At 72.2% G+C, this 19199-nt stretch carries 20 protein-coding genes; 7 read left to right on the top strand and 13 right to left on the bottom strand.

Annotation, left to right across the window (positions count from 1 at the left end):
- Positions 1–124 precede the first annotated feature (124 nt).
- Entirely contained in the window at positions 125–292 is a 168-nt protein-coding gene (locus tag CW362_RS43860) for a hypothetical protein (protein ID WP_167455641.1), read from the top strand.
- An 86-nt stretch (positions 293–378) separates the two neighbouring features.
- On the opposite strand, the gene CW362_RS27825 is transcribed toward CW362_RS43860, so the two are convergent.
- Positions 379–1140, bottom strand: coding sequence for a phosphoglyceromutase (locus tag CW362_RS27825; protein ID WP_103552340.1), 762 nt, complete (start codon positions 1138–1140; stop codon positions 379–381).
- Positions 1141–1335: 195 nt separating this feature from the next.
- Here CW362_RS27825 and CW362_RS27820 point away from each other — a divergent pair, with 195 nt between their 5' ends.
- The gene (locus CW362_RS27820; protein ID WP_206301068.1) at positions 1336–2643 is read left to right on the top strand and encodes an MDR family MFS transporter; all 1308 of its coding nucleotides are present in this window, start codon (positions 1336–1338) and stop codon (positions 2641–2643) included.
- Positions 2644–2883: 240 nt separating this feature from the next.
- Here CW362_RS27820 and CW362_RS27815 read toward each other — a convergent pair whose 3' ends face one another.
- Positions 2884–3402 carry a DUF2000 domain-containing protein gene (locus CW362_RS27815; RefSeq protein ID WP_103552337.1) on the bottom strand — a complete coding sequence of 173 codons (519 nt, stop codon included), beginning with the start codon at positions 3400–3402 and terminating at the stop codon, positions 2884–2886.
- Here CW362_RS27815 and CW362_RS27810 point away from each other — a divergent pair.
- Entirely contained in the window at positions 3401–4243 is an 843-nt protein-coding gene (locus CW362_RS27810) for a helix-turn-helix transcriptional regulator (RefSeq protein WP_103552336.1), read from the top strand. The genes CW362_RS27815 and CW362_RS27810 overlap by 2 nt on opposite strands.
- A 30-nt stretch (positions 4244–4273) precedes the next feature.
- Here the strand turns inward: CW362_RS27810 and CW362_RS27805 are convergent, their stop codons facing one another.
- Complete coding sequence (locus CW362_RS27805) at positions 4274–4765, bottom strand: type III secretion system chaperone family protein (protein ID WP_103552334.1); 492 nt, start codon at positions 4763–4765, stop codon at positions 4274–4276.
- Positions 4766–4826: 61 nt separating this feature from the next.
- Positions 4827–6164, bottom strand: coding sequence for a D-inositol-3-phosphate glycosyltransferase (mshA, locus tag CW362_RS27800; RefSeq protein ID WP_103552333.1), 1338 nt, complete (start codon positions 6162–6164; stop codon positions 4827–4829).
- Positions 6165–6502: 338 nt separating this feature from the next.
- Here mshA and CW362_RS27795 point away from each other — a divergent pair, with 338 nt between their 5' ends.
- The 3 genes from CW362_RS27795 (at position 6503) to CW362_RS27785 (ending at position 10389) form a co-directional block, all read left to right on the top strand.
- Complete coding sequence (locus CW362_RS27795) at positions 6503–7288, top strand: SAM-dependent methyltransferase (protein WP_103552332.1); 786 nt, start codon at positions 6503–6505, stop codon at positions 7286–7288.
- Between the two features lie 324 nt (positions 7289–7612).
- On the top strand, positions 7613–8704 hold the full coding sequence (locus CW362_RS27790; RefSeq protein WP_103552330.1) for a C40 family peptidase: 1092 nt from the start codon (positions 7613–7615) through the stop codon (positions 8702–8704).
- Positions 8705–9060: 356 nt separating this feature from the next.
- Positions 9061–10389 (top strand): PP2C family protein-serine/threonine phosphatase, encoded by a 1329-nt coding sequence (locus tag CW362_RS27785; protein WP_103552329.1) that lies wholly within the window; start codon positions 9061–9063, stop codon positions 10387–10389.
- Positions 10390–10578: 189 nt separating this feature from the next.
- On the opposite strand, the gene CW362_RS27780 is transcribed toward CW362_RS27785, so the two are convergent.
- From CW362_RS27780 to CW362_RS27745, 8 genes are all read right to left on the bottom strand, one after another.
- On the bottom strand, positions 10579–10911 hold the full coding sequence (locus CW362_RS27780) for a DUF2516 family protein (RefSeq protein ID WP_103552327.1): 333 nt from the start codon (positions 10909–10911) through the stop codon (positions 10579–10581).
- Positions 10912–11028: 117 nt separating this feature from the next.
- Positions 11029–11616, bottom strand: coding sequence for a hypothetical protein (locus CW362_RS27775; RefSeq protein ID WP_103552326.1), 588 nt, complete (start codon positions 11614–11616; stop codon positions 11029–11031).
- A 56-nt stretch (positions 11617–11672) separates the two neighbouring features.
- Positions 11673–12167: a helix-turn-helix domain-containing protein gene (locus CW362_RS27770; protein ID WP_103552324.1), complete on the bottom strand. Its 495-nt coding sequence runs from the start codon at positions 12165–12167 to the stop codon at positions 11673–11675.
- Positions 12168–12260: 93 nt separating this feature from the next.
- Entirely contained in the window at positions 12261–14354 is a 2094-nt protein-coding gene (locus tag CW362_RS27765) for a HelD family protein (protein ID WP_103552323.1), read from the bottom strand.
- Positions 14355–14440: 86 nt separating this feature from the next.
- The gene (locus CW362_RS27760) at positions 14441–15097 is read right to left on the bottom strand and encodes a TetR/AcrR family transcriptional regulator (RefSeq protein WP_162684248.1); all 657 of its coding nucleotides are present in this window, start codon (positions 15095–15097) and stop codon (positions 14441–14443) included.
- Positions 15098–15223: 126 nt separating this feature from the next.
- Positions 15224–15928: an HAD family hydrolase gene (locus CW362_RS27755; RefSeq protein WP_167455640.1), complete on the bottom strand. Its 705-nt coding sequence runs from the start codon at positions 15926–15928 to the stop codon at positions 15224–15226.
- A complete protein-coding gene (locus CW362_RS27750) occupies positions 15918–17132 on the bottom strand; it encodes a phosphotransferase family protein (RefSeq protein WP_103552320.1) in 1215 nt (404 codons plus the stop codon). The genes CW362_RS27755 and CW362_RS27750 overlap by 11 nt, the downstream gene beginning before the upstream one ends.
- Before the next feature lie 101 nt (positions 17133–17233).
- Positions 17234–18112 (bottom strand): winged helix-turn-helix domain-containing protein, encoded by an 879-nt coding sequence (locus tag CW362_RS27745; protein ID WP_162684247.1) that lies wholly within the window; start codon positions 18110–18112, stop codon positions 17234–17236.
- A 157-nt stretch (positions 18113–18269) separates the two neighbouring features.
- Between CW362_RS27745 and CW362_RS27740 the strand changes: the two genes are divergently transcribed.
- Positions 18270–18461, top strand: a complete 192-nt coding sequence (locus tag CW362_RS27740; protein ID WP_103552317.1) for a hypothetical protein — start codon at positions 18270–18272, stop codon at positions 18459–18461.
- Between the two features lie 11 nt (positions 18462–18472).
- Here CW362_RS27740 and CW362_RS27735 read toward each other — a convergent pair whose 3' ends face one another.
- Positions 18473–19186 (bottom strand): HAD family hydrolase, encoded by a 714-nt coding sequence (locus CW362_RS27735; RefSeq protein WP_103552316.1) that lies wholly within the window; start codon positions 19184–19186, stop codon positions 18473–18475.
- Between the last annotated feature and the right edge of the window lie 13 nt (positions 19187–19199).

Here is a 19199-nt window from a genome sequence, read left to right as displayed (position 1 = left end):
AAAGTCCGTTAAGCCGCCGAGAGAACAAGAGGGGCCGCTCACAGGCATGAGCGGCCCCTCGCCTCCGTCGGCATGCTTATTCACCAGTGCGATAGGAGAAGTAATGCATCCCTCGAAGGATCCCATGGTGCCACGACGCGGCCTGCGTATCGACCTCATCCCCCGCGAGCTGCCTCTGGGCCTCATCGGCCTCGGTGGCGCGGCCCTTGCCGTGCGGGTCGGCGCGGAACCCGCCGCCGCCCTCCCGTTGGCCTTCCTGGTGTCAGTTCGAGTGAGGCTCCACCGCATCTGACTGCGACGGCCCGTGCACGGCCCACGGGCACAGAAGAGCCCCCTCCTGCCAACAAAACAGCAGGTAGGGGGCTTCTTCAGTCGGGCTTACTTCTTCTTGCCCTGGTTCTTGACCGCCTCGATCGCGGCCGCGGCCGCCTCCGGGTCGAGGTAGGTGCCGCCCGGGTTGAGGGGCTTGAAGTCGGCGTCCAGTTCGTAGGAGAGCGGGATGCCGGTGGGGATGTTCAGGCCCGCGATGTCGGCGTCGGAGATGCCGTCGAGGTGCTTGACCAGGGCGCGCAGCGAGTTGCCGTGGGCCGCGACCAGGACCGTACGGCCGGTCAGCAGGTCCGGGACGATGCCGTCGAACCAGTACGGGAGCATGCGGACGACGACGTCCTTGAGGCACTCCGTCTGCGGGCGCAGCTCCGGCGGCAGCGCCGCGTAGCGCGCGTCGTCGAACTGGGAGTACTCGGCGTCGCGGTCGAGCGCCGGCGGCGGGGTGTCGTACGAGCGGCGCCACAGCATGAACTGCTCCTCGCCGAACTCGGCGAGCGTCTGGGCCTTGTCCTTGCCCTGGAGGGCGCCGTAGTGACGCTCGTTCAGGCGCCAGCTGCGGTGGACCGGGATCCAGTGGCGGTCCGCGGCCTCCAGCGCCAGCTGCGCGGTGCGGATCGCGCGCTTCTGGAGCGAGGTGTGGACGACGTCGGGCAGCAGGCCGGCGTCCTTCAGCAGCTCACCGCCGCGGACTGCCTCCTTCTCGCCCTTCTCGTTGAGGTTGACGTCCACCCATCCGGTGAACAGGTTCTTCGCGTTCCATTCGCTCTCGCCGTGGCGGAGGAGGATCAGCTTGTACGGTGCGTCGGCCATGGCTCCGAGCGTAATCGAACCCCTCGACCGCTCGCTCCTCCGGCCATCAGTCGGACACCGGAGCCCCCGTACAGCCGTCCCCCGCCCGCTCCGGCGCCGTTCAGTTGACGGCATCTGTTAATCGAGTGGCTCTCGGACGAGGCCAGCTCGTAAGTTGTGCTCACCGCTCGAGCCGCTTACATCTGTGGGGGATCCATGCCAGCCGCCGTCATGAGACGTGCCGTCCGGGAGACCGTCTCCGGGCTCCCCCGCGAGTTCTGGTGGCTGTGGACCAGCACCCTCGTCAACCGGCTCGGGGCCTTCGTCGCCACCTTCATGGCCCTGTACCTGACCCTCGACCGCGGCTACTCCGCCTCCTACGCGGGTCTGGTCGCGTCGCTGCACGGCCTCGGCGGTGTCATCTCCTCGCTCGTCGCGGGTGTCATGACCGACCGGTTCGGGCGGCGCCCCACGCTGCTCGTCGCGCAGGTGTCGACCGCCGGCTCGGTCGCGCTGCTCGGCTTCATGCACGACCCGGTGGCCATCGCCGCGGTCGCCTTCCTGGTCGGCATGGCCAGCAACGCCTCCCGGCCCGCCGTGCAGGCCATGATGGCCGACATCGTCCGGCCCGAGGACCGGGTCCGCGCCTTCTCCCTCAACTACTGGGCCATCAACCTCGGTTTCGCCCTCTCCTCGATGGGCGCCGGTTTCATCGCCGAGTTCAGCTACCTGGCGGGCTTCCTCATCGAGGCCGGCATGACCCTCGCCTGCGCGCTCGTCGTCTTCGCAAAGCTCCCGGAGTCCAAGCCGGTGCGGGCCGCCAAGGAGGCGGAGGCCGCGGTCGGGCTCGGGACCGTGCTGCGCGACGGGCGGTTCATGAGCGTGGTCGGGCTGTCGTTCCTCGTCGCCCTCGTCTTCCAGCAGGGCTCCGTGGGACTGCCGGTCGCCATGGGCGGGGCCGGCTTCACCCCGGCCGACTACGGCACGGCGATCGCCGTCAACGGCTTCATGATCGTCGCGCTCCAGATCCCCGTCGGCCGTTTCATCGAGCACCGGGACCCCAAGTCGCTGCTCGTGATCTCGTCGCTGCTCGCCGGGTACGGGTTCGGGCTCACCGCCTTCGCCGGGTCGGTCGGGGCCTTCACGCTCACCGTCTGCGTGTGGACCCTCGCCGAGATCGTCAACGCCCCGACGCAGACCGGTCTCGTCGTCCGCCTCTCCCCCGTCCACGGGCGCGGCCGCTACCAGGGCATGTACACCCTCTCCTGGGCCCTCGCCTCGCTCGTCGCCCCGGTGATGTCCGGCGTCGTCATCGACCGCTTCGGCGCGGCCTGGCTCTGGGGGCTGTGCGCGGTGGTCGGCACGGCGGCGGGGCTCGGGTACGCGCTGCTCATGCGGGGGCTCCCGGCAGAGGAATCGGTACGGGAGTCCTCGCAGGGAGCGGTCGACTCCGGCTCCGGTGCCGGGCCCGCCGCCACCGACACGCCCGCCGGAGCACCCCGCGCCGAGGTCACCCGGGCCTGACGGGGCTCAGACCTAACGGGGCTCAGACCTGACAGGGCTCAGACCTGACGGGTCCGGGCCCGAACGGTCCTCCGGCCCAGTGCCCCGGGCCGCCGGCCCGGGCCGGCGGGCTCCCCGGGCCGAGGGTCCCCGGCCCGGGGAGCCCGGCCCGGACGCCCGAGCCCGGGGAGCCCGCCGGAAGCGTCGGCGCCCGAGACCCCGGACCACGAGAGCCCCTCGCCGACGGCCCGGAGGGCGGCCTCACGGATGCATCCGCGCCCCCTTCACCACCTTGTCCACCGCGTTCCGCGGCCCGTGCACCGCGAGTCCCACCAGGTCCAGTTCTCCGGTCGGCACGGCCCGTACGGCCGCGCGGTTGTCCCGGTCGTTCCCCGTGGCGAAGAGGTCCGAGGTGAAGACCGCCCGCGGCAGCGCCCGGGACAGCGCGCGGCCGTGGGCGGCGGTCAGGGTCTCCTTCGAGGCCTCCAGGACCAGGACCGGCTGCCGGAACATCGGCAGGTAGGAGATCCCGTCGGCGTCCTCGTACGGCTCCCCGACCACCTCGGGGACGGTCGTCCCCAGGCCGCTGACGAGGAAGGCGGTCACATTGAGCCGCTGCCAGGGTTCCAGGTCGTCGCGCAGGACGACGGTGATCTTGGTGTCGAAGCGGACGGGTGCGGCCTCCGGAAGGCTCGCGCCACCCACCGCACCGGGCACGGGCCCACTCGTTCCGCCCCTCACGTCGACGCCGACAGGGCTCGTCTCGTTCTCGCTGCTCATGCATCGAGACTGCCGACCGGCGCACGCCGTCGTCTTGTACGTTCTTTGCGTGCCCCCTCAACGTGAGACGTCCGCGTGGCGCCCGGGTGTCCCCGGCGTCGTCGAGGTCTTCCACGCGCACTACACCGGGTACGCGTACCCGATGCACGTGCACGAGGCCTGGACCCTGCTGATCGTCGACGACGGCGCCGTCCGCTACGACCTCGACCGGCACGAGCACGGCACCCCGCGCGACACGGTGACGCTGCTGCCGCCGCACATCCCCCACAACGGCGCTCCCGCCACCGAGCACGGTTTCCGCAAGCGGGTCCTCTACCTCGACGGCTCACGTCTGGCCGACGACCTCATCGGACCCGCGGTGGACGGGCCCGCTCTGGCGGATCCCGTACTGCGGCGCCGGGTCGCCCGGCTGCACACGGCGCTCGCCCACCCCGGGGACGAGCTGGAGGCCGACAGCAGGCTGACGCTGATCGCGGACCGGGTGCGCGGACTGCTCCGCCCCGGGACGGCCCCTCAGGCCCGGCACGCCGACCGGCCGCTCGCCCGCCGGCTGCGCGAACTCCTCGACGAACGGGTCGTGGAGGGGATCTCCCTGGAGGAGGCCGCCCGGCTCGTGCACGCCCATCCCGCGCACCTGGTCCGGGCGTTCAGCGGCGCGTTCGGCATCGCCCCGCACCAGTACCTGACGTCCCGCCGGGTGGACCGCGCCCGCCGTCTGCTCCTCGACGGACGCCCGCCGGGTGAGGTGGCCGCCCTGACCGGCTTCCACGACCAGTCCCATCTCACCCGGCATTTCCGCCGGTTGGTGGGGGTGACCCCGGGACGCTACGCACGCCCGTGAGCCGGGGAGCGGTCGCCCGGGACGCGGGGGTCAGGTGGTGGGGCGCCGGGTCAGGTTCGCGAACGCGTCCAGGTTGCGCGTCGACTCCCCGCGGGACACCCGCCAGGCGTACTCCTTGCGGATCGCCGAGGCGAAACCGAGTTCCAGGAGGGTGTTGAAGGCACCGTCGGCGGCTTCGAGGACGGACCCGAGGATGCGGTCCACCTCCTCCGGGGTGACGGCGGCCAGCGGCAGCTTGCCGGTCAGATAGACGTCTCCGAGGGGGTCGACCGCGTAGGCGACCCCGTAGAGCTTGAGGTTGCGCTCCAGGAGCCAGCGGTGGACCGCTTCGTGGTTCTCGTCGGGGTGGCGGATCACGAACGCGTTCAGCGACAGCGAGTGCTTGCCGACGATCAGCGAGACCGTCGTCGAGAGCTTGCGGGTGCCGGGCAGTTTCACGACGTACGAGCCCGTCCCGGGACTCTCCCACTCCAGCTCGGCCTCGGTGAGGACCCGCTCGATGATCGACGCTGCGTCAGCCATGGGCCGAGCGTACGCGACCCGCCCCGGGACGCGGCGCGCGGTCGGACGCGGGAGACCGGCGTCAGGCGTGGTGCGCCCGCAGGCGGCGCCGGTGGTCCTGTGCCGCCGCCGCGTACACGTCCGCCGTGGCCGCCGCCGCGGTGTCCCAGCCGAAGCGTTCCGCGTGCCGCGCCGCGGCGGCCCCCATACGGTCCACGAGCGTCTCGTCGTCGGCGAACTCGCGCAGCACGCGCGCGTAGTCGGCGGGGTGGTGACCGTGCACGAGGAAGCCGGTCTCCTGGTGGCGTACGGCCACCGGCAGGCCACCGACCTCGGCCGCGAGCACCGGTGTGCCGGCCGCCTGCGCCTCGATGGCGACCAGTCCGAAGGATTCGCTGTACGAGGGCATGACCAGCACGGACGCGGCCCGGAACCAGTCCGCGAGCTGGTCCTGTCCGACGGGCGGACGGAACCGCACGACGTCGGCGATGCCCAGCCGCGCGGCCAGTTTCTGGAGCCCTTCGGGCTTGGCCAGCCCGCTGCCGCTCGGTCCGCCCACCACGGGGACGACGATCCGGCCGCGCAGCTCGGGCCGCTCGTCGAGCAGCACGGCGACCGCGCGCAGCAGCACGTCGGGGGCCTTCAGGGGCTGTATGCGGCCCGCGAAGAGGGGGATCAGGGCGTCCTGCGGGAGGCCGAGCCGCGCGCGGGCGGCGGCACGGCCGTCGGCGGGCCTGAAGCGGTCGAGGTTGACCCCCGGGTGGACGACGGCGACGCTGCCGGCCTCCGCCCCGTAGTGGCGCACGAGTTCGTCGGCCTCCTCCGCGGTGTTCGCGATGAGGCGGTCGGCGGCGCGCACGATCTGGGTCTCGCCGATGACACGGGCGGCGGGCTCGGGGGTGTCGCCCTCGGCCAGCGCCGCGTTCTTGACCTTGGCCATGGTGTGCATCGCGTGCACCAGGGGCGCTCCCCAGCGCTCGGCGGCCAGCCAGCCGACGTGGCCGGAGAGCCAGTAGTGCGAGTGCACGAGGTCGTAGTAGCCGGGGCGGTGACCGGCCCAGGCCTGCATGACGCCGTGGGTGAACGCGCACAGCTGGGCGGGGAGGTCTTCCTTGGCGAGGCCCTCGTAGGGGCCCGCGTCGACGTGCCGGACCAGGACGCCCGGAGCCAGCTCGACGGCCGGCGGGAGTGCCCCGGTCGTGGCCCGCGTGAAGATCTCGACCTCGATGTTGATCGCGGCGAGCCGCTGGGCGAGTTCGACGATGTACACGTTCATGCCGCCCGCGTCGCCCGTGCCGGGCTGGTGCAGGGGCGAGGTGTGCACGGAGAGCATCGCAACGCGGCGGGGCCTGCGGTGCAGCCTGAGCCGCGAGGATGCCGCCGGAGAGCGGCGCCCGAGCCTGCTGACGTACTGGCTCACGTGGCGATCCTCCTTGCTGCGGGCATGCCGGTCGGAGGACGTGTCACGCCCTCCACGAGGTGGAACGCCGGAGCCGCCCACCCCATTTCCCCTTTGCCGAATCATTACCCTTGATCGCTCAACCGTTCGATCCGTGGATGTGTCTGCTCCGCTGCTCCCCTGCCCGGGTTCCCCGGCCCGTCCCGGCCCACCAGGTTTTCCACAGCGGTCCGGGAGCGGGCGCGGGCCGTCCACAGGGCCACCGGGCCGGGCCCCGGCCGCCTACTCTCGTACGCATGACAGCCCGCGCCACGTCCCTCCCCCACTCTCGGCTCCGCTCGAGCGGTGGCACCCCCGTCGTGGGCACGGTGACGCGCGGGACGACGAACCCCAACCGCCTGCGCCGCATGGACCGCTGGATCGCGGCGGTGCACGGCGCCGAACTCCGCAGGGCACCGGAGCCGGTGGCGGTGGACCTCGGCTACGGCGCCGCGCCCTGGACCGCGGTCGAACTGCTGGCCCGGCTGCGCACCGCCGCACCCCGCACCCATGTCTTCGGGGTCGAGATCGAACCGGCACGGGTCGCCGCCGCCCTCCCGTACGAACGCGAGGGCCTCGCCTTCCGGCACGGCGGCTTCGAGGTCCCGGTGCCGGGCCGGCCGCACCTGATCCGGGCGGCGAACGTGCTGCGCCAGTACGACGAGGGGCAGGTCGCCGAGGTCTGGGGGCGGCTCTGCGCACGGCTGGCCCCGGCGGACCCCGGCTCCGGGGGCGGCCTGCTCGTCGAGGGGACCTGCGACGAGATCGGCCGCCGGCACGTCTGGGTCGCCCTCGGCCCGGAAGGTCCGCGCACGGTCACCTTCGCCACCCGGCTCGGCTCCCTGGACCGCCCGTCCGACCTGGCCGAGCGGCTGCCGAAGGCACTCATCCACCGCAACGTCCCGGGCGAGCCCGTGCACGCCTTCCTGCGCGACTTCGACCGCGCCTGGGCGGCCGCCGCGCCGTACGCCTCGTACGGCGCCAGGCAGCGCTGGATACGCACGGTCCGCGACCTGAGGGCCGACTGGCCGGTCGTGGACGGGATCACCCGCTGGCGCCAGGGAGAAGTGACGGTGCGCTGGGCGGCGCTGGCGCCCCGCGTCTGACGGAGCGCCACGGGCCCGGCGGGTGGGGCCGACGGCCGGTCCCGGCGGACCGGATCGGCCCGGAGACGCCCGGCCCGGGCGGCCCGGGCGGCCGGGAGACGACCGGCACGTGGCCCGCGGGGAACGATCTCGGTGAGTCGCACGTCACACAGGCGGGGGATGAGATCGCCATGCCGAAGCGGGCGTCGGGGAAGGGAACTCCTGCCCGCCTCGCGCGCGGGGGAAGGGAGTTCCCGCCCGGCTCTGTCACATTGCGCGCCGACATGGCACGATCCCTCAGGCATCCGTATGTTACTGATGGTAAATCAGTTGGGGGGCGGAGTAATGGGATCCGGCAAGCGGAGCCTGACCACGGCGGCCATGGCCCTGGCCTGCGCATGCGTCTGCGCGGTACTGGCGTCATCGGGGACGGCCTACGCGAGCCCGGAACCCAAACCGGCACCGACCAGAACCCCCGCGGCGACCCCGCCTCCCGTGAGCAACAAGGACCTCGAAGAGGTCCGCAAGAAGCTCGACAAGCTCTACCACGACGCGGCGGTCGCCACGGACGCGTACAACGCCGCCGAGGAGCGGGTGGAGAAGCAGTCGGCCGAGATCGTCGGCCTGGCCCAGGAGATCGTCAAGGGACAGGCGAAGCTCGACGAGTTGAAGGACCGCGCGGGTGCCGCGGCCCGCGCGCAGTACCGGGGCGGCGGGCTGCCGCCCGAGGCTCGGCTGTGGCTGAGCGACGACCCGCAGGAGTTCCTGGACGGCGCGGGACGGGTGCGGCAGGGCGAGCACGCCACCGATGGGCTGCTGGACGAGATGACGCGCACCCAGCAGGACCTGCGGCAGTACGCGAAGGACGCCTCCGCGCAGTGGCGGAAGCTGGAGGCCGAGCGCGAGGCCAAGGCCGCGGCCAAGAAGAAGGTCAAGCAGCGGATCTCCGACGCCGAGAAGCTGGAGTCCCGGCTGGAGAAGAAGGAGAAGGAACGGCTCGCGAAGCTGGAGGAGGAGGCCGCCCGCCAGGCGCAGTCGGCCTGGCTGGGCTCCGGCGTCCTCGCGGACATCAAGAGCGACGCCTCCGAACAGGGCAAGAAGGCCGTGAAGTACGCGACCGACCAGATCGGCAAGCCGTACGAGTGGGGCGCCGAGGGCCCGAGCACGTTCGACTGCTCGGGGCTCACCTCCCAGGCGTGGGCGGCCGCCGGGCACCCCATCCCCCGCACCTCGCAGGAGCAGTGGAAGCAGCTCCGGCACGTCGACGTCAAGGACATGCGCCCCGGCGACCTGATCATCTACTTCGACGACGCCAGCCACGTCGGGATGTACATAGGGGACGGCGCGATCGTGCACGCCCCGCGCCCGGGACGCACGGTGACGATCACGGGGGCGGGTTCGATGCGGATCCTGGGCGTCGTACGACCGGACGCGTGAGCCGCTCCGTCGGGCTGTCCGGCGCCGTGCGCCACGGGAGGCGGCACGCGTGACGGCGCAGGCGTGACGGCATAGACGTGCCTGCGCAGGCGTGGCGGACCGCACGTGACGGACCGCACGTGACGCACCGCACGGTCGTCCCGGCTCGCCGGACCCGGGGACGTGACCTTCGTCATCCCCGGTGGGGGCGCGTCCTGTCCAAATGCGTTACGGGATGCGGCATATGACGCGGGCCCTTTGCCCGACGCCGCGCCGTACGCCATTCCGCTGCGGCACCGGCGGGCGCTATGGTCCCCGTCGGTGGGTCGAGGTCCTTCGCCCACCACGCCCTCGGGGGGAGGGAAGGAACCCAGACGATGCCCGCACCCGTACCGCGGCAGAGAGCGATCCCGGCCGTGGAGAGTGGTCAGGCTCAAGCCGTGTTCTCGCCCGGCGGCCCATCCGGAGACACCACCGGCGGCCCCGCCGGTCCGACACCGGAAGCTCGCACCACGGCCCCGGTCACCGGCGCCACCCATCTGACCCTCCTGGTCATCGAAGACGACCCGGCGGGTTCGCTCGGCGTGCCCGAGATGCTCGACGCGGCCGGCAAGCCGGTCCGGGTCCGTACCGCCCGCAACCTCACCGAGGCCGAGCGGCTGCTCACCGACGACGTCCACTGCATCCTGCTCGACCTCGCGCTGCCCGCGCCGGGCCGGGCGGCGGAGGGCGCCGACGAACTGGCGACGCTCAAGCACGTGCTGCGGCTCGCACCCGGCCACGCCGTCCTCGCGCTCACCGCGTCCGGTGACGCCGAGCGCGGCACCGAGGCGGTGCGCGTCGGCGCCCAGGACTACCTCTTCCGTGACGAGCTGGACAGCCGGCTGCTGAGCCGCGCGATCCGCTACGCGGTGGAGCGGAAACGTTCCGACAAGGCCGAACGTCGGCTCACCGAGTCCAAGCTCCGGGCCCAGGAGAACGCCCGCCTGGAGCGCGGCCTGCTGCCGACCCCGCTGCTGGAGGGCTCCCCGCTGCGCTTCGCCGCGCGCTACCGTCCGGGCCGCTCCCGCGCGCTGCTCGGTGGCGACTTCTACGACACCGTGCGCACGGCCGACGGCACGGTGCACGCGATGATCGGCGACGTCTGCGGGCACGGCCCCGACGAGGCGGCGCTCGGCGTGGAACTGCGCATCGCCTGGCGCGCCCTGACGTTCGCCGGCCTGTGCGGGGACGAGCTCCTGTCCACGCTGCAGCAGGTCCTGGAGCACGAGCGCGAGAACGACGAGATCTTCGCGACGCTGTGCACCGTGGACATCGCGCCGGACGGCCGCCGCGCCGGGCTCTGCCTGGCCGGTCACCCGTCACCGCTGATCGCCCGTCCGGGCCGGCCCGCCGAGCTGCTGCCGTACGAGAACAACGGGCCCGCGCTCGGTCTGCTGCCGAACGCCCGCTGGCCGCGGATGCAGGTGGAGCTGGGTGCCGCGTGGAGCCTGATGCTCTACACGGACGGCCTGATCGAGGGTCACACCGGTGTGGGCAAGGAACGTCTGGGCCTGGACGGCATGGTGGACATGGTCCGGCGGCAGCTCGCGCAGGGGCTCCAGGGCGAGGACCTGTTGCGCGCGGCGGTGAACGAGGCCCGCGAACTCAACGGCGGGGAGCTGGCGGACGACGTCGCGGTGGTGTTGCTGGACCGGAACCCGTAGCGGGTTCGCTCGCGCCGGCGTCACCAGGTTCGGTGCCGGTGCGGTGGGGGGCGGGGCCGTGCGTACCCGGGTGCAGGTGCATCGTGGCTGGGAAAATTGAGCCCCTCCGGCGTTTGAGGAGCGGGGGGCCGGGGCGAAGCTCCGGATGCGGGCAGTCCGCTGCTTGCGCAGCGGACTGGGGCAGAGGATCTACCTGCCGCCGTTGTACGGACCGTACGGGCCGTCGCTGCTGCTGCCGCGGCCCCGGCCGCCGCCGGAGACCTGGCGCAGGGCGGGGCGGACGTCGACGAAGAAGACGATCGTGGCGACCAGGCCCGCGAGTTGCAGGAAGAGCATCGGTACCAGCAGGTTCACCGCCACGGTGATACCGAGGATGATCAGCCAGAACATCTTGTTCTGCTTGTCGGCGGCGCGGTAGGCGTCCTCGCGGGCGACGGCGGCCAGCACCAGCGCCACCACGGCGAGCACGAGCATGGCTGTGAAGATCAGCCACATCAGACCGCCGAATGCCGTCATCAGCACAATGTCCACCGCCCGGATCGAGTCGTCTCTACGGCCACCGTACCCGGAGAACGGGCCGGGAACTCAGAGAGTGCCCGGCCCCGTCCGCGCACGGCGGAATCACGCTTCCCCACGCGCCTACTTCGCGGGCGGAGTCGTCTTCTTGGCGACCGGCTTGCGCGCCGGGGCCTTCTTCGCCGGGCTCTTCTTGGAAGGGGCGTCCTCGGCGGCGGCCGCCGGCTTCTCCTCTTCCTTGACCTCGACCGGCTCGGCCTTCGGCTCGACGACGATGGCGAGTTCCTCGATCTCCTCGGCGGCCTCGCCGCGCCAGGTCCGCACGGTCTGCTCGCCGTGCTCGGCGACCTTCTCGTACGTCTCGCGCGCCTTGACGGCGTACTCGGCGGCGACGCCGACACCGCGCAGGGCGAAGTCCTGGGCGGACTCACCGAGCTTCTTCAGGTCGGTGTCGAGGGTGCCGAGGAGCTCCGTCACCTTGGCCTGGAGGCTCTCCTGCGCCACCTTGGCGCGGGCGGTGGCCTTCTCCTGGACGGCGTTGGGGTCGATGTTCTTCACGGTGTCGATCCGCCCCGGGGCCTCGGCGCGGATCTGCTCCACGATGCCGGGAACCTTCTTCGCCTGCTGCACGGCCAGGTCGGCGGTGCCGGCGAGGAAGTAGAGCGGGGTCGGGTCCGTGGCGGCCTTGCGGATGTCGTCGGTGATGGCCATGGCGATGGTCCTCCCGTAGTCGCTTTCGGCTGAGGTTCTGGTGATCCGCGAGGTGGTCAGCTCGCGGTCTGCTGCGGACCGGCATCGCTGCCGTCGGCCGTGCGGGAGCCGCGGACGGCGGTATCCTGCGACGGCTGGGCGTCCGGTATGTCCTGGGTCCCGGGTACGTCGGTACCGGGCGCCTCGACGTCGGGAGCGGTCTCGAATCCGTTCTCCTTGCGGAAGGACTCGTAGATCTGGAGCAGCACCTGCTTCTGCCGCTCGTTCAGCGTGGGATCGGCGAGGATGACGGCCCGCGTCTCCACCTCGTCCCGGTCCCGCTCGGCGTCGAGGATGCCGGCCCGCACGTACAGCGTCTCGGCGGAGATCCGCAGCGCCTTGGCGACCTGCTGGAGCACCTCCGCGCTCGGCTTGCGCAGCCCGCGCTCGATCTGGCTCAGATACGGATTGGACACCCCGGCGGCGTCGGCGAGCTGCCGCAGGGACAACTGCGCGGTGCGCCGTTGCTCCCGCAGGTACTCACCGAGATTGCCGACGTTGAGCGATGCCATGCCCCCACCTTGCCCCACTCTCGCTAACTTTTGCAAGCACCTGCTTGCAAAAGTGTGCCACGCCACGGAGGCCCGGCGGTGACGGCACGGAGGTCACCAGGGCAGCGGGCGGGAGTGGACCACGTCCAGGCGCGACACCGCGCGGGTCAGCACCACGTAGAGCCGGTGCAGCCCCCGCTCCTCGGCCTCCGCCACGGCCGCCGGTTCCACGACCACGACGTGGTCGTACTCCAGCCCCTTGGCCAGACTCGCGGGCACCACCGCGATCCTGGCGCCCGGCTCGTCGGCTCCGGCGGCGTCGACGCCCGCGGCGCCGAGCGCCTCCCGCACCTTCGTGACGTCCGCGTCGGCGACGATGACCCCGACGGACCCCTCGTGCGCGAGCGCCTCCCGCACGGCGGCGACGGTCTCGGCCGACGGGTCTGAGGCCGGCCGGATCCTCAGCTCGCCGTCCCTGCGCAGGGAGCGGGCCGGCGGGACGCCGACGCCCAGGCGGTCCAGTACCCGGTTGGCGAGTTCGACGATGGCCCCGGGCACCCGGAAACCGGCGGTCAGGGGGACGACGGCCGCGTCCGGCTTGCCCAGGTGGGCGAGGAGTTCGCCCCATTCCCGCGCCGCCCAGGGCGTCGTGCCCTGCGCGAGGTCCCCGAGCACGGTCAGCGACCCGAAGGAGGCCCGCCGCGCGATGGCACGGCACTCCATCGGCGACAGGTCCTGCGCCTCGTCGATCACCAAGTGGCCGTATCCCTCGGGGTGTTCGATCAGCCCCGCGATCTCGTCGAGGAGGACGAGATCGGCGGCCGACCACCGCGCCGACTTCCACGACCGCGGCGGCCTCGTCCACAGGAGCGCCCTCCGCTCGTCGGCGTCGAGGATCCCCTCGGCCGCCCGCTCCAACGCCCCGGCGTCGGTGAGGAGCCGGGCGAGCAGTTCCTCGGGGCGCACCCGGGGCCACACCGCGTCGACGCAGGCGCCGACCGGCCGGGCCCGCGAGATCCGCTGCGCCCAGGCGTTCGTCTGCGGCCCGGACCGCAGTTCGGCCTTCTCGCGCACGTGGCGCACGACCCGGGTGCGCACCCGCTCCCGTCCGACGGCGTACGGCGGTTCCTCGGCCCGTACGTCGTCCACGATGCGGCGCAGCACGCCGACGGGGACGCGCCAGCGGTACGTCCCGTCCGGCACGGCGAGGTCGTCGGCCGGTGCGCCGATGCCCCCGTACAGTGCCCGGCGCAGCACCCGCGCCATCCGGACGTCGTGCTTGACGACCGCGGCGCGTTCGTCGTCCTCCCCGGTCACCGGACGGCGGGCGATCTCCTCCCCGATCGTCGACTGGCGCACGCCGGTCTCCCCGAGCGCGGGAAGGACCTCCGCGATGTACGACAGGAAGGTGCGGTTGGGGCCGAGGATCAGCAGGCCGCCGCGGCGGACGCGCTGCGGATGCGTGTAGAGGAGGTAGGCGGCCCGGTGCAGGCCGACGGCCGTCTTGCCGGTGCCCGGGGCGCCCTGCACACAGACCGAGGCCGCCGGATCGGCCCGCACGAGATCGTCCTGTTCGGGCTGGATGGTGGCGGCGATGTCCCGCATGGGGCCGACGCGGGGGCGCTCGATCTCCTCTGCGAGGATCGAGCTCCCCCGGGCGGCGGCCACGCCCTCGACGGTCCCGGCTCCGGCCGGCTCCGCCCCGATGAGTTCGTCCTCGAGCCCCGTGAGATCGGCGGAGTCGCCGCGGCTGCCGGGGGCCCAGCCGAAGCGGCGGCGGACGGCGACGCCCTGGGGGTCGCGGGCGCCCGCCTGGTAGAAGGCGCGCGAGACGGGGGCCCGCCAGTCGACGACGAGGGGCGGGGCGGCGGGGTGCTCCCTGATCCGCAGCCGTCCGATGTGATAGCTCTGCCCGGCGTGGTCGCCGGCCGCCCGGGCCGAGTCCTGGAAGTCCAGCCGGCCGAAGAACAAGGGGCCCCGGGGCAGCTCCCGCATCTCCTTGGCCCGGCTGCGCAGCCGGTACCCGAGCACTTCGGCGTCGGCCCCGGAGGCGGAGACGTCCTCACCGGTGACGACCTGCTCCTCGGCGCCGTCGACCATCACGGCGAGGGCGGCACGGCAGGTGTCGTGGAAGGCGCGTTCGCGGGAGAGGGAGCGGGTGAGCGGCAGGTCCGGGGCAGGCCGTCGGGCGGGGTCGGGTGACGTCATTCCACCCAGACTACCGGAATAACTTAACCGAGTAACATTTTTAACCGGGTTGCATTCTCTTCACGCGCGCCGCCGGGCTCCGGAACTCACGCCGACGCACCCTCGGCCCCGGGTCGCCCGAGGCCGGGGAACCCGGCCGCCAGCCGCGCGAAAGCCCGCTCGGCCGCGGCCTCGGCGTCCGGCCGTACGGCCGCCGGCCGCTCCCCCTCCGCGATCCGCCGCAGGTTCTCCTCGGCGAGGATGCGGCGCACGGCCGTGATCTGTCCGGCGGCGAGCCGTGCGTCGAGCCCGGCGCCCAGCGGCTCCGCGAGGGCTTCGGCGAGCGCCGCCTCGGACCGCTCCAGGTATCCGTACATCCGCGCCACCAGCGACGGCGTCCCGTAGAGCAGCCGGTGGAAGGCGAGGACGCCGGGGTGGTCGTTGAGTCCGGTGACGGGGTCCTCCCGGCGCAGACCGTCCAGGAAGTGCTCGCGGAGCGCGTCGATCGCGGACCGCCCGGCCGCCCGGCCCTCCTCGACGACCCGCGCGGCCTCGGTCTCGTGGTCCGCGAACCGGTGCAGGACCAGATCCTCCTTGGACGGGAAGTACCGGAACAGCGTCGGCTTGGAGATCTCGGCGGCGGCCGCGACCTCGGCGACGGACACGGCGTCGAAACCCTTCTCCAGGAAGAGGCCGATGGCGGTGTCGGAGACGGACTGGTACATCCGTCGCTTCTTGCGTTCGCGCAGTCCGGTGTCGCTCATGGTCACGAGCCTACGCACCGCGCGGGGCCCCGGACCCGGTCGTGGAACCCGCGCACCGCCCGCTTCCCGCGGCGGACCTCCGCGGCGCGCCGGAGGGCGGGGCCGGCGGTTCCGGGTGCCGCGCCCTCACTCCTCGTCGAGGAGACGGGCGTACGAACCGAGCACGACGGCGGCGCCGGCGTCGCGCAGTTCGGACTCCTTGTGGAGGTTGCGCCCGTAGCCGACGAAGCGCACTCCCGCCCGTGCCGCCGCGCCGACGTCCGCCGGGGAGTCCCCGATCATCACCGTGTCCTCGGGGCGCAGACCGAGGCTCCGCAGGGCCCGGACGACGACATCGGGGTGCGGCTTCATCAGGTGGACGTCACGGGTACGGCCGTGGACCGCGTCGAAGAAGCCGCGCAGGCCCTTCGACTCGAGGTAAAAGGAGGCCGCGCGGGACGAGTTGTTGGTGACCACCGCGAGCCGGAGCCCCCTTCCGGCCAGCATCCGGATCAGCCGTGCCGCGTCAGGGGTGGGCCACGCCTTCCGGGCCGCCTCCAGCTCGCGCACGCTGACGAGCTCCTCGAGCACCGCGACCAGGCCCTCGTGCCCGTGCCGGCCCCGGTGCACCGCCCGGAGAACGGCGTGCGGGTCCTTGTCCCCCGCCTCCTCCGCGGTCAGCAGGCCCCGAGCCCCCTCACGGGCCACGAGTTCGCGCAGCTCGTCGGCCACGGGCCCCGAGGAGCCCTCGGGGAAGAGCCGGCACACCGGCCCGTCGAAGTCGAAAAGAACCCCACGCGCGCCCGCGAGCAGGGTGCGCACGTCCTCGATCTCGTCGACGTCAAGAGCCATGTCGTTCCAGACCCTCCAGCGGTTCGGACAGTTCCATCCGCTCCGGCCGCTCGTGCGCGCCGGTCCGCCCGGTCCCGCCCGCCGCTCCGCCTCCGGGCCCGCGCCCCGCCCGGTCCTCGGTGTGCCAGAGCCGCAGCGCCCGCGCCGCCGTGTACGCGTCCGGCGGCTCGCAGGGGAGGGCGAGCGGCCCCCAGGCACGCCGCATCGCACGGCACACGCTCTCGGCCGCCGTGCCGAAGTGGGTGTCTCCCGGCCCGGCCGGGAGGGCGAGAGCCGCTCGCATGACGTCGGGGTACACCGACTGGACGTACTCGAAGCCCAGGTAGTGGCGCAGGTCGCGGTCCAGTCCGGCGGTCATGTCCGCGTGCCCCGCCCGCCGCATCGCCCCGGCCCACAGACCGGTCATGAGCTCCCGCTCCGACTCGTCGTAGTCCATCCGCACCAGATGGGTCGCCAGGTCGTGCAGGGGGTCGCCGATCAGGGCGAGCTCCCAGTCGATCACGGCGATCCGCTCCCCGTCCTCCGTCGGCGTCAGCACCACGTTGGCCCGGTGGACATCCGTGTGGAGCAGGGCGAACGGGCGTCGCGTGAGGTCCGGAACCGACGACAGGAACCGGTCCACGGCGTCCCGGGGCACTCCGACCGCGTCGAAGAGACGCCCGAAGCGCGGCCGGTTCGGCAGGTGCACCCGCTGCTCGGTGAACCGGGCCAGCCGGCGCAGGAACGCCGTGCTGTCACCGTCCGTCGGCCAGTCGCCGGGAGGCGGGGGGAGGACGTGGCACGGCACATGGGCCAGACGGCCGAAGAAGTCCGCCAGCGCCTCGAGCCGCTCCTCCCCGACCGGGCCCTTCGGCGCCAGGTCGGCCAGCGCGCTGCCCGTCAGATACTGGTGCACGGACCACGTCCCGAAGTCCGCCAGACAGCGCGGGACCTCGCTCAGCCGTTCGCTCACCACCCGCAGCACGTCCGCCTCGCGCCGCCAGTGGCGCGGCACGACCTCCACCGTCTCGAACGGCGTCCGGAACTTGGCCCGCACCTGTCCGGAATCCACACCCAGCAAATAGGCCAGCGGCCGGCCCAGCGGCGCGATGTGGTTGCGGTTGTGGTGACCGGTGATGGTGACACCGTCGGGGCGGCGTCGCTGCACCTCCGCGAGCGCGCGCACGAGCGCCCGGTGTGCTCCGAGGGGGAGGTGAGGTGCCATGAGCGCACAGGGTAGCGCTTGGCGTGATTCATCTCACACTGTGTCACTATCTGGACACCTCCCTGCCGAACCCGACGGACGACGCCCCGAACAGCCTCGTTTCAGCCAGACTTCGGCTGCTTGGCGAGCTCGCTCCAGGTGGTGTCGAACCACTCCCGGTAGTCGGCGAAGTACGAGCTCTGCCGGGCGCTCTCCTCCTTGGGCCGCTGATGGTGGTGAAGCGTCAGGCCCACACCCTTGACGTCCATGGCGTTGGGGACGCTCGTCCCGTCCTCGAGCCTGATCGGCCCCCTGACCGGGGAGTAGATGCCGACGAGCGCGTCGGCGTCGTTGAGGATGTACAGCTTGAACTGCGGCGTCCACCCGACCCGGTGGACCTCCAGGCCGGCCTTGACCCCCTTGTCCCTGAGGCGCGCGCAGAAGTCCTCCATGTCGGCGGCGTTCAGCCGCGCCATGTTCCGCCAGCGCCGGTGGACCCGGGGGTCCTTCGGGTCCCCGGAGCGCGGGTACAGCAGCTCCGTGTCCTCCGAGGGCAGCATCATCCGGACGTGAACGCGGAGCGGAGAGATCTCACCGGCCTCGACACGGCCCACCTGTAGGTCGAACAGACCGACGAACGACTCCCCGGTCAGCGCCGAGACGTCCAGGGACACCTCGGGCTGCTTGAACGCGTCGTGCATGAAGTTGTAGAGCTGCGGCCTGCCCTGCGGGGCGGCCGCCGACGGAACCTTCAGCACCTTGGTGCCGCTGCCCCGCCGCGTGGCGATCCAGCCCTCCTTGGCCAGCAGCTTCAACACGTTCCGGACGGTGTCCCGTGAGACTCCGAGGTCCTTCTCGAGGGTCCGCTGCGCTGGCAGCATGTCGCCCTTGCGGTACGTCCCGTCCGTCAGCCGCAGCCGCAGGGCGGTCTCCACGCGCTGGAACGGCCGGCCACCGCTCTCGTCGCCGCCCGGTCCGGTCCCGGTATCCGATGCAGTCACAGCCAGAACCTACCTCCGTCCGGCATCGATGACACCACTTCCCGGCAAGGAAACCTACTTATTGGACTGGCAGTTAACCGATCACCCCACCCGGGAACAGTCAACTTAGAACAACCAGTCCAATTGGCAGTCAAGTTGACGCTCGTTCGGGGGGACCGTGAAAGAGTCGGAGCTGATAGAGATCGGCGCAGGTATCGCGCTCATGGGCATTGAGCAGGAGCTTCAGGGATCCTTCGGCGTGGTCGGCCTTTTGGGCTTCCTCCTGCTGACAATTGGCCTGAGAGCGGTCAACACGACACTGGCCTACGCGGGCGCGCTGGTGCTGATCATGCTGACGGTCCAGGCGTAGGACCGGAAGGCTCAGAAGTGGTCACGCACCGCACGCAACAGCGGCTCCAGCGACCTCACGATGCTCTGCGGCGGCACTCCGGCCTCCCGCAGCAGCTCGACCTTGGCGGGGGTGCGGGCGTAGCCGAGGAAACGCACGCCGGCCCGTGCCGCCGCCGCGTGGTCCGAGGGGGTGTCGCCGATCATGAGCGAGGCCTCGAGCGGGGCGCCCATCGCGCTCAGGGCGCGCTTCAGGGTGGCCGGATGGGGCTTGAGCAGACTCAGGTCCTGCGTGCGGCCGTACACGTACGGCGCGAAGCACGGCATGAGGCCTCTTCCGCTCAGGTAACTCGTCACCGTACGGGCCGAGTTGTTGGTCGCTATGGCCAGTCTCGCGCCGACCGCCGCCCACGTGCGGATCAGCGGGTCGGCGAAGGCCGTCGGCATCGCCGTCCTGACGGCCTTCAACTCCTGCTGGGTGAGGCGTTCTTCGAGTTCCGCCACCAGATCGCTGCCGGGATGGCGGCGGGCCACGGTGCTCAGCACGCCGTGCGGGTCCGGACGGCTGCGCTCGTCCTCGGTGAGCACCGCGTACAGGCCCCGCTCCTTCAGCCACTTCACCTGGTCCCGCGCGATGTCCTCCGCCTTGTGGCGGGCGAACAGCTGACAGATCGGCCCGTCGAAATCGAAGAGGACATACCGTGTCTGCGCGACCAGTTCCCGAACATTCTCGATCTCACTCGTCATCAAATCGGTCTGT

The sequence above is a fragment of the Streptomyces populi genome, from assembly GCF_002911015.1.
Classification (GTDB): Bacteria; Actinomycetota; Actinomycetes; order Streptomycetales; family Streptomycetaceae; genus Streptomyces; species Streptomyces populi.
This window is presented reverse-complemented; position numbering and strand designations above follow the sequence as displayed.

What these genes read in the sequence shown, in the direction of transcription:
- CW362_RS27735 (WP_103552316.1), bottom strand. Translation starts at nt 19,186, where the DNA reads ATGACGAGTGAGATCGAGAATGTTCGGGAACTGGTCGCGCAGACACGG.
- CW362_RS27770 (WP_103552324.1), bottom strand. Translation starts at nt 12,167, where the DNA reads ATGGCATCGCTCAACGTCGGCAATCTCGGTGAGTACCTGCGGGAGCAA.
- CW362_RS27820 (WP_206301068.1), top strand. Translation starts at nt 1,336, where the DNA reads ATGCCAGCCGCCGTCATGAGACGTGCCGTCCGGGAGACCGTCTCCGGG.
- CW362_RS27790 (WP_103552330.1), top strand. Translation starts at nt 7,613, where the DNA reads ATGGGATCCGGCAAGCGGAGCCTGACCACGGCGGCCATGGCCCTGGCC.
- CW362_RS43860 (WP_167455641.1), top strand. Translation starts at nt 125, where the DNA reads ATGGTGCCACGACGCGGCCTGCGTATCGACCTCATCCCCCGCGAGCTG.
- CW362_RS27760 (WP_162684248.1), bottom strand. Translation starts at nt 15,097, where the DNA reads ATGAGCGACACCGGACTGCGCGAACGCAAGAAGCGACGGATGTACCAG.
- CW362_RS27815 (WP_103552337.1), bottom strand. Translation starts at nt 3,402, where the DNA reads ATGAGCAGCGAGAACGAGACGAGCCCTGTCGGCGTCGACGTGAGGGGC.
- CW362_RS27810 (WP_103552336.1), top strand. Translation starts at nt 3,401, where the DNA reads ATGCATCGAGACTGCCGACCGGCGCACGCCGTCGTCTTGTACGTTCTT.
- CW362_RS27805 (WP_103552334.1), bottom strand. Translation starts at nt 4,765, where the DNA reads ATGGCTGACGCAGCGTCGATCATCGAGCGGGTCCTCACCGAGGCCGAG.
- CW362_RS27825 (WP_103552340.1), bottom strand. Translation starts at nt 1,140, where the DNA reads ATGGCCGACGCACCGTACAAGCTGATCCTCCTCCGCCACGGCGAGAGC.
- CW362_RS27785 (WP_103552329.1), top strand. Translation starts at nt 9,061, where the DNA reads ATGCCCGCACCCGTACCGCGGCAGAGAGCGATCCCGGCCGTGGAGAGT.
- CW362_RS27750 (WP_103552320.1), bottom strand. Translation starts at nt 17,132, where the DNA reads ATGGCACCTCACCTCCCCCTCGGAGCACACCGGGCGCTCGTGCGCGCG.
- CW362_RS27755 (WP_167455640.1), bottom strand. Translation starts at nt 15,928, where the DNA reads ATGGCTCTTGACGTCGACGAGATCGAGGACGTGCGCACCCTGCTCGCG.
- CW362_RS27775 (WP_103552326.1), bottom strand. Translation starts at nt 11,616, where the DNA reads ATGGCCATCACCGACGACATCCGCAAGGCCGCCACGGACCCGACCCCG.
- CW362_RS27765 (WP_103552323.1), bottom strand. Translation starts at nt 14,354, where the DNA reads ATGACGTCACCCGACCCCGCCCGACGGCCTGCCCCGGACCTGCCGCTC.